The sequence below is a fragment of the Streptomyces siamensis genome (assembly GCF_039543605.1).
Lineage (GTDB): Bacteria > Actinomycetota > Actinomycetes > Streptomycetales > Streptomycetaceae > Streptomyces > Streptomyces siamensis.
The window spans coordinates 249868-263881 of sequence record NZ_BAABKB010000005.1 but is presented as its reverse complement, the minus strand read 5'-3'; the positions used below and the strand labels follow the sequence as shown (position 1 = coordinate 263881).

At 71.6% G+C, this 14014-nt stretch carries 13 protein-coding genes and 1 riboswitch; of the genes, 7 read left to right on the top strand and 6 right to left on the bottom strand.

The features are described from left to right. The first annotated feature begins 184 nt into the window (after positions 1-184). Positions 185-1921: a diguanylate cyclase CdgB gene (gene cdgB / locus ABEB03_RS12945; RefSeq protein ID WP_345646643.1), complete on the top strand. Its 1737-nt coding sequence runs from the start codon at positions 185-187 to the stop codon at positions 1919-1921. Between the two features lie 105 nt (positions 1922-2026). Further along, positions 2027-2989, top strand: coding sequence for a CBM35 domain-containing protein (locus tag ABEB03_RS12940; protein WP_345646640.1), 963 nt, complete (start codon positions 2027-2029; stop codon positions 2987-2989). An 83-nt stretch (positions 2990-3072) separates the two neighbouring features. On the opposite strand, the gene ABEB03_RS12935 is transcribed toward ABEB03_RS12940, so the two are convergent. The 4 genes from ABEB03_RS12935 to ABEB03_RS12920 form a co-directional block, all read right to left on the bottom strand. Continuing rightward, positions 3073-3459, bottom strand: a complete 387-nt coding sequence (locus ABEB03_RS12935; protein ID WP_345646637.1) for an SH3 domain-containing protein — start codon at positions 3457-3459, stop codon at positions 3073-3075. 95 nt (positions 3460-3554) lie between these two features. Then, complete coding sequence (locus tag ABEB03_RS12930) at positions 3555-4484, bottom strand: 1-phosphofructokinase family hexose kinase (RefSeq protein ID WP_345646634.1); 930 nt, start codon at positions 4482-4484, stop codon at positions 3555-3557. Between the two features lie 144 nt (positions 4485-4628). Beyond that, positions 4629-5774 carry an N-acetylglucosamine-6-phosphate deacetylase gene (gene nagA / locus ABEB03_RS12925; protein WP_345646631.1) on the bottom strand — a complete coding sequence of 382 codons (1146 nt, stop codon included), beginning with the start codon at positions 5772-5774 and terminating at the stop codon, positions 4629-4631. Then, complete coding sequence (locus tag ABEB03_RS12920) at positions 5774-6733, bottom strand: ROK family protein (protein ID WP_345646628.1); 960 nt, start codon at positions 6731-6733, stop codon at positions 5774-5776. Before ABEB03_RS12920 ends, nagA begins: the two co-directional genes overlap by 1 nt. A 145-nt stretch (positions 6734-6878) precedes the next feature. Between ABEB03_RS12920 and ABEB03_RS12915 the strand changes: the two genes are divergently transcribed. The 3 genes from ABEB03_RS12915 (at position 6879) to otsB (ending at position 9465) form a co-directional block, all read left to right on the top strand. Continuing rightward, on the top strand, positions 6879-8156 hold the full coding sequence (locus tag ABEB03_RS12915; protein WP_459115351.1) for an ABC transporter substrate-binding protein: 1278 nt from the start codon (positions 6879-6881) through the stop codon (positions 8154-8156). A gap of 79 nt (positions 8157-8235) precedes the next feature. Continuing rightward, complete coding sequence (locus tag ABEB03_RS12910) at positions 8236-8463, top strand: DUF3263 domain-containing protein (protein WP_095935276.1); 228 nt, start codon at positions 8236-8238, stop codon at positions 8461-8463. A gap of 147 nt (positions 8464-8610) precedes the next feature. Next, positions 8611-9465: a trehalose-phosphatase gene (gene otsB, locus ABEB03_RS12905; protein ID WP_345646625.1), complete on the top strand. Its 855-nt coding sequence runs from the start codon at positions 8611-8613 to the stop codon at positions 9463-9465. Here otsB and ABEB03_RS12900 read toward each other — a convergent pair. Both ABEB03_RS12900 and ABEB03_RS12895 read right to left on the bottom strand, forming a co-directional pair. Continuing rightward, positions 9453-10946, bottom strand: coding sequence for an alpha,alpha-trehalose-phosphate synthase (UDP-forming) (locus ABEB03_RS12900; protein ID WP_345646622.1), 1494 nt, complete (start codon positions 10944-10946; stop codon positions 9453-9455). The genes otsB and ABEB03_RS12900 overlap by 13 nt on opposite strands. 108 nt (positions 10947-11054) lie before the next feature. Then, positions 11055-12029 (bottom strand): glucosyl-3-phosphoglycerate synthase, encoded by a 975-nt coding sequence (locus ABEB03_RS12895; protein WP_345646619.1) that lies wholly within the window; start codon positions 12027-12029, stop codon positions 11055-11057. A 204-nt stretch (positions 12030-12233) separates the two neighbouring features. Further along, positions 12234-12392: riboswitch (SAM riboswitch) on the top strand. A 17-nt stretch (positions 12393-12409) separates the two neighbouring features. Here ABEB03_RS12895 and thrC point away from each other — a divergent pair. Beyond that, on the top strand, positions 12410-13696 hold the full coding sequence (gene thrC, locus ABEB03_RS12890; protein ID WP_095935115.1) for a threonine synthase: 1287 nt from the start codon (positions 12410-12412) through the stop codon (positions 13694-13696). Then, positions 13693-13968: a MoaD/ThiS family protein gene (locus ABEB03_RS12885; RefSeq protein WP_095935114.1), complete on the top strand. Its 276-nt coding sequence runs from the start codon at positions 13693-13695 to the stop codon at positions 13966-13968. The genes thrC and ABEB03_RS12885 overlap by 4 nt, the downstream gene beginning before the upstream one ends. The last annotated feature ends 46 nt before the right edge of the window (positions 13969-14014 follow it).

Here is a 14014-nt window from a genome sequence, read left to right as displayed (position 1 = left end):
TGGGGAGCGCGCTGTGATTCAGTGGCGGGGAAGCTGAGCACGAAGCTACCAAGCAGTACGTGGGAAAGCACCCGGCAGTCCACCGAGCGGTACACCCAGTCGTAAGCGCGAGAGCACGAAGAGCACCTGGTACGCCGAGAGAACCCTGGAGTTGCTGCGAGGTCTCGACGAGGGGGGAGGGCGAATGGAGACCGAGTCGGAGCCCTACGTCCGTCTGGCGACCCTGCGGCAGCTGCATCAGGTGATGGCGGACATGAACACCGCCCGCAGCCTGGCCGACACGCTGCAGACCGTCGCGGACGGCGTGGTCACCGGTCTCGGCTTCGAGCTCGCGTGCGTCAACCTCGTGCGCCAGGACGGTGACCTGGTCGTCGCCGCGCTCGCCGGGAACTCCGCCGCCGAGGCCCTGATCACCGGCCGTGTCGGGTCCCGCGCCTCCTGGGACCGCCGGCTCACCATGGGCGAGGCCTGGGGCGACCTCCGGTTCATACCGCACACCGAGGGCTGGGTCCTGGACGAGGACGACGTCCCGCAGTGGTACACCGACGGACCCGCGCCCCGCTTCGAGGACGAGTGGCACCCCTCCGACCGTCTCTTCGCGCCGATGTACTCGCCCGGCGCCTCCGGCTCCACCGGCGGCGGCGAACTGATCGGCGTGCTGTCCGTGGACCGGCCGCGCAACGGCCGGCGCCCCGGCGCCTGGGGGCGCGAGGCGCTCCAGATGTACGCCTTCCAGGCCGCCATCGCGATCAGCAACGCCCGGCTGCGGGCGAACATGCAGCGCGCCCTGGTCCGCCTGGAGCGTGAGCAGCAGGCCCTGCGCGCCAGCGAGGAGTCCTTCCGCCAGGCCTTCGAGTACGCGCCCAGCGGCATGGCGATCGCCGAGATGGGCGGCGACCAGCACGGCCGCATCCTGCGCACCAACGACGCGCTGTGCCGTCTGCTGGGCCGCCCGGCCTCCGCGATGCGCCGCTACTCCTTCTCCGACCTCGTGCACCCCGAGGACATCGGCACCCTGCTCAGGACGTCCGCCGAGGGCGGCCGGGCCGAGCTGCGCCTCGGCCGCCGCGACGGCACGTACGTCTGGGTCCACCTGCGCAACTCCGTCGTCGCGGACGCCGCCGACGGCCCCCGCTTCCTGCTCACCCACGTCGAGGACATCGAGGACCGCAAGCGCCGCGAGCTCCAGCTCGCCCACCGCGCCTCGCACGACGCGCTGACCGGCCTGCCCAACTCCGCGGAGCTGCGTTCCCGGCTCGGCGCCCGTCTCTGCCAGCGCCCGCAGTCCCTGCCGCCCGGCGCCGTCGCCTCCCTGGACGCGGCGTACGGGCACGGCCAGTACACGGAGCTGCCGGCCGTCGCGAACGGCGGCTACGACGGCAACGGCGCCTTCGACGGGCACGCCCACCCCGCCTACGAGGGCAACGGCCACGGTTTCGACTTCCGCTCCGGCCCCGAGGCCTACGACGCCTTCGACCACCATGTGCACACGGTGGCGCCCGAGGGCGAGACCGACGACGGCACCAAGGGGCTCGCGGTGCTCTTCTGCGACCTCGACGGCTTCAAGTCGATCAACGACCGGTTCGGGCACAACGCGGGCGACGCGGTGCTCATCGAGGTGGCGCGGCGGCTCACCAGCGGCGTCCGCGACGGTGACACGGTCGCCCGGCTCGGCGGTGACGAGTTCGTGGTGCTCGCCGACGGGCTCGGCCGGGCGGACGCGCAGGACCTCGCCGTACGGCTGCGGAACGCGATCATCCCGCCGATCCGGATCGACGGGCGGGCCGTCCGTGTGGGCGCCAGTTTCGGCATCGGATGGGCACACTGCGGGATGACGGCGGACGAGGTGTTGAAATCCGCTGACGAACGGATGTACGTCGAGAAACGGTCTCGTCCCAAACAACATCGGCGTGCCGGATAAAACCCAGGTCAGTGGGTTGATGCGGTGAAGACCCCCCGTTTGGTCCAGCGAGAGCGGGTAGGCTCGCCATTCACCGTGTACCGCATCTGCTGAGGAGACCAAGGGATGACGCCCGGCGACAACGGCGCGAGCACGCCCGAGGACGACGACCCGTTCGGCTACCTGTACGCCGACGGTCAGGCCAACGGAGCCACCCCGCCCACCGGGGGCGGCGGCTACGGCTACCCGGGCTCGGTCAACCGGACGCGACCGGTGGGCCAGCGCCAGTACGGGCAGCAGGCACCGACCGCGCAGTACGGCCAGCAGGCCGCGACCGCGCAGTACGGCCAGGTCCCGCAGCAGCAGGGCTACGGCCAGCCGAACCCGCACTACGCGGCCCCCGAGACCGTCCCCGGCGGCGCGCCCACCACCCGGACGCCGCTGCCCGGCGACGGCGGCGGGCGTGGCCGCGGCCCCAACACCAAGGGCCTGCTCATCGGCGCGATCGCCGTGGTAGCGGCCGTCGTCATCGGCATCGGCATCGCCATGATGGGCGGCGACTCGAACGACGACGCCAAGGGTGACGGCGGCGGCGCCCCGGCGGGGTCGTCCTCGCAGGACGCGTCCCCGACGCCGTCGAGCACCAGCTCCGTGCCCGGCACCGGCGAGCTGCCGAAGATCGACGCCAAGGCGCTGCGGCTGGACGGCGGGGCCACGGTCTCCTCGGACTTCAAGGGCGCCAAGTCCGACGGCGGGGTCTACGTCGCCGGATTCAACCAGGTCGGCGCGAAGGTGACCTGGACCGTCAACGGCATCCAGAAGAGCGGCTCCTACCGCCTGAACGTGCGCTACGGCATCCCGGGTGTGGACGCCAACGCGACGCTCGTCGTGAACGGCAAGGCGAACACCAACCCGCTGAAGATGGCGAACTTCATCGGCGCGCAGGCCCCGAAGGGTGACTGGGAGAAGGGCTGGCAGACGACCTGGGCCCCGGTCAACCTCAACAAGGGCACCAACGTCATCGAGATCGCCTGCAACCAGGGCAACCAGTGCGATGCCGTCCTGGATCAGCTGTCGCTCGACAAGTGAGGCCCTTCTCCGGCACGTGACATGAAGCGGCTGCCGCGCCCCGCGAGAGCGGGACACGGCCGCCGTCCGTCGACCCGGTCAGGTCACTCCACGCGGCCCCACTCAAGGCAACGGCTCGCGGCCCAGGCCTTCTTGCCGTTCCACTGGACCTCGTGCCAGTCCTTCTCGGTCGGTGAGCTGCTGGTGCACTTGTAGGCGCCGCCGTTGTGCGTGCCGCTGCATCCGGCGACCCAGCACTTCACGATCTTGCCCTTCTTGAGCGTGCCCACCTTGCGGGCCGTGGTGCTGGGCTTCTCCCGGATGGTGGTGTCCCGGGTGTTGTTCCAGCCGCCGCCCCATTCCTGGGCGGCCGTGGCGCGCGTGGCGCCGTCGCCCGTGTCCGCGGTCGCCGCGGAGCTCATCGAGACGGCGAGGCCCACCGAGGCGGCGCCGATGGCCGCGAGGCGGGCGAACTTCCGTGCGCTGTGCATGAATTACCCCCATGTGGAAGCGGATCACTGGTCAGGTGATCCGTGGTCGCCGCCGATCTTAACGAACACGTGATCGTCTGCGGAATATGGGGTGATTACGCCGCGCTGACCTCGGGGGTCACGGTGACCCGGCCGAGCAGGTCCTCGAAGACCGCACGGTCGAAATCGCCCGCCGTGGGCGCCGTCACGGTCGCCGTGGACAGGGCGACGGCCCGGCTCAGCCGGGCCGGCCAGGGCAGGCCCTCGACGAGGCCCGACAGGAGGCCGGCGACGGCCGAGTCGCCCGCACCGGTCGGGTTGCCGCGGGCGCGGACCGGCGGGGCCGCCCGCCAGTGGCCGTCCGGGGTGTGGGCGAGCAGTCCGTCCGGGCCGAGAGAGGCGACCACCGCGTGGGCGCCGCGGCGACGGGCGTCCCGGGTCGCGCGCAACGGCTCGTGGGAGCCGGTGAGTTCGGCGAGCTCGTCGGCGTTCGGCTTGACTATGTCGGGCCGGGCGGCGACCCCGCGGCGCAGCGGCTCGCCGCCGGTGTCCAGCAGCACCGGGACCGCCAGCGCGCGTGCGGTGCGGACGAGTTGGGCGTACGCCCCGACGGGCACTCCGGGCGGCAGGCTGCCGCACAGGGCCACCGCGGAGGCGGAGCGCAGCAGTTGCTCGTACGCCGCCTGGAAGGCCGACCACTCGGCGGGGGTGATCGCCGGGCCGGGTTCGTTGAGCTGGGTCGTGTCGCCGGTGGCGGCGTCGACCACGGCTATCGTGCGGCGGGTCGAGCCGGTCACCGGCAGGAGCGCGTCCACCGCACCCGCCGTCCGCGAGAGCAGTTCGCGCACCGTGCGGCCCGTGGCGCCGCCGGCGAAGCCCGTGACCGTCACCTCGTGGCCGAGAGCGGCGAGCACCCGCGCCACGTTCAGGCCCTTGCCGCCGGGCCGTTCGGTCACCTCGGTCACCCGGTGCGAGGAGTGCGGTCGCAGGGAGGGCACGCGATAGGTGATGTCGAGAGCGGTGTTCAGCGTGACCGTGAGGATCACCTGGGACGACCTCCCCCGAAGAAATTCATGGAATGGACGCCGACCGGGCGCCCGCCGGTTGTTCCGGCGGTTCGATCATGCCAAAGACAACGGCGGTCGGCCCAGACCCCCGGGCCAACCGCCGTGCGACAACGACGTCGTGAATCATCCCAGTTGGGGATCGACCACCCATTCGCCCCTGCGCATGACGCCCTTGAGGGCGAAGTCGGAGTCCAGGACGACCAGGTCGGCGTCCTTGCCCGGCTCCAGCGAGCCCACCTTGTCGTACATGCCGAGCAGGCGGGCGGGGTTGGCGGACAGGGCCGCCACGACGCCCTCGACGGGCAGCCCGTCGACCGTGACGGCGCGCTGGAAGGCGCGGTCGAGGGTGAGGGTCGAGCCCGCGATCGAGCCGCCCTCCACGAGACGGGCGACGCCGTCGGCGACCTCGACCTCCAGCGGGCCGAGCATGTAGCGGCCGTCGCCGAAGCCCGCCGCGTCCATCGCGTCGGTGATGAACGCGACCCGGTCGGCGCCCGCGTGATGGAACGCCAGCTCCAGCGAGGCGGGGTGCAGGTGCACGCCGTCGTTGATGAGCTCGACCGTGATCCGCTCGTCCTCCAGGAGCGCCGCGATCGGGCCCGGCGACCGGTGGCCGAGTGCGGGCATCGCGTTGAACAGGTGCGTCGCCACGGTCGCGCCCGCGTCGATGGCGTCCCGCGTCTGCTCGTACGTCGCGTCCGTGTGCCCGATCGCCGCGATCACCCCGTGCTCGGCCAGCAGGCGTACGGAGTCGATGCCGCCCGGGAGCTCGGTGGCGAGGGTGACCATCTTCGCCCGGCCGCGCGCCGCGTCGATCAGCTTGCGGACCTCCGCGGGGTCCGGGTCGCGCAGCAGTTCCTCGGAGTGCGCGCCCTTGCGGCACGGGGAGATGAACGGGCCCTCGAAGTGGATGCCGGCGATGTCGCCCTGCTCCGCCAGTTCGGACAGCATCCCGGCGCGCTGGGCGAGGCCGTGCATGTCACCGGTGACGGTCGAGGCGACGACCGTCGTGGTGCCGTGCAGGCGGTGCGTGTGCACGCCCCGGAGGACCTCCTCGACCGTCCCCGAGGTGAAGGACGCGCCGCCGCCGCCGTGGTTGTGGATGTCGACGAAGCCGGGGACCAGCCAGTGACCGGACAGGTCCAGGTGCTCGTGCTGCGGGGGAGCGCTCCCGGCGATCCGCGCGCCGTCCACGATCACGCGGCCGCCGTCCACGATCCCGGTGGGCAGTACCACCCGGGCGCCGACGAGAACCTTGCTAGGGGCCATCAGGTGGTTACCTCCGAGCGGTCGATGGTGTCGGTCGTGCCGGTGGCGAGGAGATCCCAGGCCAGCAGGCCCGCGCCCAGGCAGCCTGCGGTGTCGCCGAGGGCCGCCGGGACGATGGACGGCAGTTTCTGGAAGGTGACGCGCTGTTCGACGGCGGCACGCAGCGGTGTGAACAAGGTTTCCCCCGCCTCCGCGAGCCCGCCACCGATGATCAGTGTGCGCGGGTCCAGGAGGGTGAGCGCGGTGACGAGGCCGTCGGCGAGTGCGTCGACCGCCTCCTGCCACACGGCGACCGCCCTGGCGTCGCCCGCCTCCACGGCCTTCGCGCAGCCGGCGGCGTCCGCCGACGGGTCGTCCGACGCCTCGGCCCAGGCCTGGCTGACGGCCGCCGCGGAGGCGAACCGTTCCAGGCAGCCGCGCTGCCCGCACGGACACGGGGTCCCTCCGGGGCGTACGACGATGTGGCCGATCTCGCCCGCGAAGCCGTGCGCTCCCTCCTCGACGCCGCCGTCGATGCCGATGGCCCCGGCGATGCCGGTGCCCAGCGGGACGAAGAAGAAACGGTCGGCGCCCTGGCCCGCGCCGATGCGTCCCTCCGCGAGTCCGCCGGTGCGTACGTCGTGTCCGAGGGCGACGGGCACGCCGCCGAGGCGGTCGCCGAGCAGACGGCGCAGCGGCACGTCGCGCCAGCCGAGGTTCGCGGAGTAGGCGGCGATGCCGTTGTCGGCGTCGACGATGCCGGGGACGGCGACTCCGGCGGCCACCGCGGGTTCGCCGAACTGCTCCTCGCCGTGGGCGCGCAGTTCGGCGGCGAAGCCGAGGATCGACTCGACGACCGCCTCCGGACCGCGTTCCCGGCCGGTCGCGCGGCGGGCCTGGTGGAGCAGCTCGCCGTCCGCGCCGACGAGGGCGGCCTTCATCCCGGTGCCGCCCACATCGAGGGCGATGACGTGTCTCACGGGGGACAGTGTCGCCCCTTACCCCAGGAGAGGTCTAGTCCACTCACGTGGTGTAGACCTTGTATCCGCATTCCGAGACGGATGCAACGGACGCAGAAGCAAAGCGAGGGCCGGAGACGGTCCCGGGGTTGGGGAGAGCAACGCAGTGCAGCGGCGTAGGACAGGACTGATCGCGGTGGCGTCCGCCCTGGGCATGACGGCGACCCTCGCGGGCTGCGGCGGCCCGGGTGACTCCTCGGACGTCACGCTCAGACTGGTGGCCGCCGACTACGGCGACTCCAAGGCCAACAGTTCCCAGAAGTACTGGGACAAGCTGGTCGACGCGTACGAGGCGGACCACCCTGGGGTCGACGTGGAGGTGAGCGTCTACCCCTGGACCGACGTGGACCGCAAGGTCAAGGAGATGGTCGCGGCGGGCCACGCACCCGACATGGCACAGATCGGCGCGTACGCCGACTACGCCGCCAAGGGCCAGCTGTACAAGGTCGACGACGTGCTCTCCATACCCGTCCAGGCCAACTTCGAGTCGCAGCTCACCGACGCGGGCGAGATGGACCGGACCCAGTACGGCATGCCCTTCGCGGCCTCCACACGCCTGCTCTTCTTCAACAAGACGCTGTTCTCGCAGGCCGGCCTCACGCCCCCGGAGACCTGGGACGAGCTCGCGGCCGACGCGAGGGCGCTCAAGGCCAAGGGCGTGAAGTTCCCGTACGCGCTGCCCCTCGGCCCCGAGGAGGCGCAGGCCGAGACGATGCAGTGGCTGCTGAGCGGCGGCGACGGCTACACCGACGACGTCGGCACGTACTCCATCGACTCCCAGCAGAACGTCGACACGTTCGACTGGCTCAAGGACGAACTGGTCGGCAAGGGCCTGACCGGACCCGTCGCACCTGCCAAGTTGAACCGCGCGGACGCGTTCGCGGCCTTCACCCGCGGTGAGGTCGGCATGCTCAGCGGGCACCCCACGCTGATGAAGACGGCCGCCGCGAAGGGCGTGAAGTTCGGCATGGTGCCGATGCCCGGCGTCGACGGCAGGGCCAAGGCCACCATGGGCGTCGCCGACTGGATGATGGCCTTCAAGAAGAACGGCCACGGCGAGCAGGTCGGCGACTTCCTCGACTACGTCTACGACGACAAGAACGTGCTGGCCTTCTCCCACGAGTACGACCTGCTGCCGGTGACCTCGTCCGCGTCCGACGCCATGGCCGCCGACAAGGACGACGCGGATCTCGCCCCCTTCCTGGAGGAGCTTCCCACCGCCGTGCTCTACCCGGTCGGCAAGACCTCCTGGGCCGGTGTCAGCGCCGATGTGAAGAAGCAGATCGCCAAGGCCGTGAGCCCCGGGGGCAGCCCGGCCGGAATCCTCGGCTCGCTCCAGATCGCCGCGACCACGGCCGACAGCGCGGCGCAGAGCCAGGGCTGAGGGAGATCCCCTGTCGGCCTCGGCCTCGGTCTCGGCGTCGGTGTCGGTGTCGGGGGCTACGGTGCTGTGCATGGACGGCATGGACGAGCTCAGCGCCCGCGAGCGGGGAATTCTCGCCATGGAACGGCGCGGTTTCTCCGGTCCCGGCGCCAAGGAGCGGGCGGTGCGGGAGCAGCTGGGCCTGGCCCCGGTCCGCTACTACCAGCTGCTCAACGCCCTCCTGGACGACCCCCGCGCCCTGGCCCACGACCCGGTCACGGTGAACCGGCTCCGCCGGGTGCGCGATTCCCGTCGCTCGGAGCGCTGACCCCGCGGGCGCTGCCCGGACGGGACCCCGAGGGTGGGGCTCCTGGTCCGCGGGCGGTCGTGGGCCGGGGCGCGTCGGCCGGGCCCGGGACGGACGTGTCGCGATCAGCCATGGGTGAGCCCGCCCGTCCGTGGATAGGGTCGTCCCATGGGCAGCCCTACGGAATCCCCGGACTCCTTGCCGACGCCCGCGACCCCCGCGGGACGCGACGGCCTCGACGCCATCCTCGCCCGGCCCGGCCGGGCCGTGATCGCCCTCGACTTCGACGGGACGCTCGCCCCGATCGTCCCCGACCCGGACCAGGCCCGCGCCCACCCGGACGCGGTTCCCGCGCTCGCGGCGCTCGCCCCCAAGGTCGCCTCCGTCGCCGTGATCACGGGCCGCCCGGCCGGGGTCGCGGTCCGCAAGGGCGGCTTCGCGGACGTGCCGGGACTGGAGCACCTGGTGGTCCTCGGCCACTACGGCGCGGAGCGCTGGGACGCGGTGAGCGGCACGGTCACCGCCCCCGCACCGCACCCCGGCGTCGCCGCCGTCCGGGCCGAGCTGCCCGGGGTGCTCGACCGCGTCGGCGCCTGGCAGGGCACCTGGATCGAGGAGAAGGGCCGCGCCGTCGCCGTGCACACCCGCCGCGCGAGCGATCCGCAGGCCGCCTTCGAGGCCCTGCGCGAGCCGCTGACCGACCTGGCGACCCGGCACGGCCTGATCGTCGAACCGGGCCGCATGGTCCTGGAGTTGCGCCCGCCGGGCATGGACAAGGGCGTCGCGCTCCTGGAGTACGCCCGGGAGATCGGCGCCGAGTCCGTGCTGTACGCGGGCGACGACCTGGGCGACCTGCCGGCGTTCGCCGCGGTCGACAAGCTCCGCTCCGACGGCGTCCCCGGCCTTCTCGTGTGCAGCGGCAGTTCCGAGGTCGCCGAACTGGCCGACCGGTCCGACACGGTGGTGGACGGCCCGGGCGGCGTCGTACGTCTGCTCGCGGCGCTGGCGGCTCAGCTCGGCTGAGTGCCGTCGAGTGCCTCCAGCGCGTGCAGCTGCTCCAGGAACCACCGGGAGGGCGGCAGCGCGGTCGCCGCGGCGGCCAGCCGCTTGGTGCGCTCCGCCCGCTCGTGGGCCGGCATGGTCAGTGCCTCGTGCAGCGCCCGCGCGGTGCCGGTCACGTCGAACGGATTGATCTCGATCGCGTCCTCGTGCAGCTCCTCGAAGGCGCCGGCCTCCCGGGACAACACCAGCGCGCAGCCCTCGTCGGAGACGACGGGGACCTCCTTGGCGACGAGGTTCATGCCGTCGCGGATCGGGTTGACGAGGGCCACGTCGGCGAGCCGGTAGGCGGCCAGCGACCGGGCGAAGTCGTCCTTGACGTGCAGCACGACCGGGGTCCATCCGGGCGTCCCGTACCGGGAGTTGATCTCCTCGGCGAGCCGCTGCACCTCCGCGGTGTAGTCGCGGTAGACGGCCAGGTCCTGGCGCGAGGGGTACGCGAAGGCGACGTGCACGACGCGCTCGTGCCATTCGGGGTGGTCGTCGAGCAGCTGCCGGTACGCCAGCAGTCCGCGCACGATGTTCTTCGACAGTTCGGTCCGGTCGACCCGCACGATGGTCCTGCGGCCCTCACCGATCTGCTCGCGCAGCGCGGCCATCCGCTCGTCGACGTCGGGCTCGTGCGCGCGCCGGCGCAGGAAGTCCGCGTCCGCGCCGAGGCCGTGCACACCGATCTCGGTGGACCTCAGCGGGGGGCCGCCGGTCGGGGTGTGATCGACGGCCCTGCGCGGGTCGCCGCTCGGCCAGCTGGGGAAGATCCGCTCACCGTCGGTCTGTCCGGCGCAGATCATGAAGGCGTGTGCCCAGCGCCAGGTGAGGAAGCCGAGCCGGTCGGCGCCGAGCATGCCCCACACCAGCTGGGCGCGGATGTCGTCCGGCAGCATCCGGAAGTACTCGGGCGGGGCCCAGGGCGTGTGCGAGAAGTGGCCGATCCTGAGGTCCGGGCGCAGCTCGCGCAGCATGCCGGGCACCAGACACAGGTGGTAGTCCTGCACGATCACCACGGCACCCTCGGCCGCGGTGTCGGCCAGCGCCTCGGCGAACGCGCGGTTGTACGTCTCGTAGGCGGCCCACCGGCGCCGGAACTCCGCGTCGAAGACCGGCTCCAGGGGCGTCTGGTAGAGCATGTGGTGCACGAACCAGAGGACCGAGTTCGCGATGCCGTTGTAGGCGTCGGCGTGCACCTCGGCGTCGATGTCGAGCATGCGTACGCCCTCCTCGGCGACCCCGCGGCGCACCGCCTCGCGGTCGCCGTCGCCGAGCGCCGAGCACACCCACAGGGCGCCCGCGTCCGGACCGATCGCGGAGAGGCCGGAGACCAGCCCGCCGCCTCCCCGCCTGGCGTGCAGCGAACCGTCCTCGCGCACCTCGTACGAGACCGGGCCGCGGTTGGACGCGACGAGAATGCGGTGGGCAGCGCCCTGCGCAGAAGCCGTGGAAGCCATACGCCTCAACCTAGCCCGGCCCGGAAACGCTCAAACGTACGGACGACGGTACGAACAGGCCGTATACGACCGGCGGAGTCGGTCACTCCGTGTTTTCGCAGACCGGGGCTATGCCACTTTGCGTGACTGGTATTCGGCGATGTCCGCCATCGGTGGCCGCTCCTCCGTGTCGACGGAGTAGGTGCGCGGCTCGAAGCCGTCCTCGCCCCGCTCGAACTGGGTGAGGGCCGGGCGGACGAGGTGCCCGCGGGCCAGCCGGAGCTGTGCGGTGCGGTAGATGGCGGCGGCCATCCGGCCGAGCGCCTGGCCGTCCTGGTGACGGTGCTTGCGGACGCCGACGTCGACCTGGGCGAGGGCGTCGAGGCCCACCAGGTGCAGCGCGTCGACGAGCATGCCCAGTTCGACGCCGTACCCGACGGGGAACGGCAGCTGTTCGAGCAGGGAGCGGCGGGCCGCGTACTCGCCGCCCAGCGGCTGGACGAAGCCCGCGAGTTGCGGCCAGTGCATGTTGAGCAGGGGACGGGCCATGAGCTCGGTGACACGGCCGCCCTGGCCGGCCGCCGCCGTCGCTCCGGACGCGGAACCGTCGGACACGGTCAGCGGCCGGTCGTACATGGCCTTGACGAGGTCCACACCCGGTTCGGTGAGCAGCGGGCCGACGATCCCGGTGACGAAGTCCGAGGAGAACTCCTTCAGATCGGCGTCGATGAAGCAGATGACGTCCCCGCTCGTCACGAGCAGCGACCGCCACAGCACCTCGCCCTTGCCGGGCACGGCCGGGATGCGCGGCAGGATGTCGTCGCGGTGCACGACCCGCGCGCCCGCGGCGGCGGCGACCTCGGACGTGCGGTCCGTGGAGCCGGAGTCGACGACGACGATCTCGTCGACGAGGGGGACCTGTTCCATCAGGTCGTGGCGGATGATCGCGACGATGTCGCCGACCGTCTCCTCCTCGTCGAGGGCGGGCAGGACCACGCTGACCGTCGAACCGGTGGCGCGTTTCGCGGCCATGAGCTTGTGGAGCGGGCGATCGGACACGGACCAGGAGCGTGTGCCCAGCCAGCGCTCAACTTCTTCCAGCACAGTCTGCGGCTCCTCACTGTTTGATCACATGCTCTCATCGGCATGCCCGCCGTGGCAGCGGCTGATCGGCTAGGGCCGTCTCGCGGTTCGGACGACAGGTTCAACTGTCCTGGCCGTCGGTTACAGTCTTGAACAACGCGGGTGACCATCGCATGTCCTGGATCGTCGGCGCGTAAGCAGTTCAATAGTCAAACAATCAAATACCGCTCATCCAGAGGGGCAGAGGGATACGGCCCGATGAAGCCCCGGCAACCCTCCAGCCGGTCTCGTACCGATCGACGTCTCGATCGCACCGCGAGGCTCCCGGCTTGGGAAGGTGCCAAATCCGTCTCACGGCGAGATGCGTCGTGAGGAAGATGAGGAGAAAGGGCCTCGCCTCCATGGCTGCGCAGACAGTTGCAACCACCACGAACTCCGTCGACCTCGGTCCCGCCGCCGCCCTCTCGTGCCGGGAGTGCGGCCACCGCGTGCCCCTCGGCCCGGTCTTCGCCTGCGAGGAGTGTTTCGGCCCGCTGGAGATCGCGTACGACTACTCGGCCTACGACACCGAGGAACTCCGCAAGCGCATCGAAGCGGGCCCCGCGAACATCTGGCGCTACGCGCCCCTGCTGCCCGTCCCCGCGGACGTCGCCGAGAAGCCGAACATCAACCCCGGCTGGACCAAGCTCGTCAAGGCCGACAACCTCGCCCGCGAACTGGGCGTGACCGGCGGCCTGTACGTGAAGGACGACTCCGGCAACCCGACGCACTCCTTCAAGGACCGCGTCGTCGCGCAGGCCCTGGAGGCCGCCCGCGCCTTCGGCTTCACCACCCTGTCCTGCTCCTCCACCGGCAACCTCGCCGGCGCCGTCGGCGCCGCCGCGGCCCGCGCCGGCTTCCGCTCCTGCGTGTTCATCCCGCACGACCTGGAGCAGGGCAAGGTCGTCATGGCCGCGGTCTACGGCGGCGAACTCGTCGGCATCCAGGGCAACTACGACGACGTGAACCGCTTCTGCTCCGAGCTGATCGGCGACCCGGCCGGCGAGGGCTGGGGCTTCGTCAACGTCAACCTGCGCCCGTACTACGCGGAGGGCTCCAAGACCCTCGCCTACGAGATCTGCGAGCAGCTCGGCTGGAAGCTCCCGGACCAGCTGGTCGTCCCGATCGCCTCCGGCTCCCAGCTCACGAAGATCGACAAGGGTCTCCAGGAGCTGATCAAGCTCGGCCTCGTCGAGGACAAGCCGTACAAGATCTTCGGCGCCCAGGCCGAGGGCTGCTCGCCGGTCTCCGTCGCCTACAAGGCCGGGCAGGACGTCGTCCGCCCGCAGAAGCCGGACACCATCGCCAAGTCGCTGGCCATCGGCAACCCGGCCGACGGTCCGTACGTGCTCGACATCGCGCGGCGCACCGGCGGTGCGGTGGAGGACGTGAACGACGAGCAGATCGTCGACGCGATCAAGCTGCTGGCGCGCACCGAGGGCATCTTCGCGGAGACGGCCGGTGGTGTGACCGTCGGCGTCACCCGCAAGCTGATCGAGAACGGTCTGCTCGACCCGGCCCTGACCACGGTCGTGCTGAACACCGGCGACGGCCTCAAGACCCTGGACGCGGTGGCCTCGGACACCGGCCTGACCGCGACCATCCGCCCGAACCTGGACTCCTTCCGAGAGGCTGGCCTCGCATCATGAGCGTCAACGTCCGCATCCCCACCATCCTGCGCACCTACACCGGCGGCCTGGCCGAGGTGAGCGCCGAGGGCGCGACCCTCGCCGAGGTCATCGCCGACCTGGAGAAGAACCACACGGGCATCTCCGCGCGCGTCCTGGACGACCAGGGCAAGCTGCGCCGCTTCGTCAACGTCTATGTCAACGACGACGACGTGCGGTTCGAGCAGGGTCTCGAGACGGCGACGCCTGACGGTGCGGGCGTGTCGATCATCCCGGCCGTCGCCGGAGGCTGACCCCCGAGCGGTGACATGCCGGCCTGGGCGCGAGGCCCGCGGACGG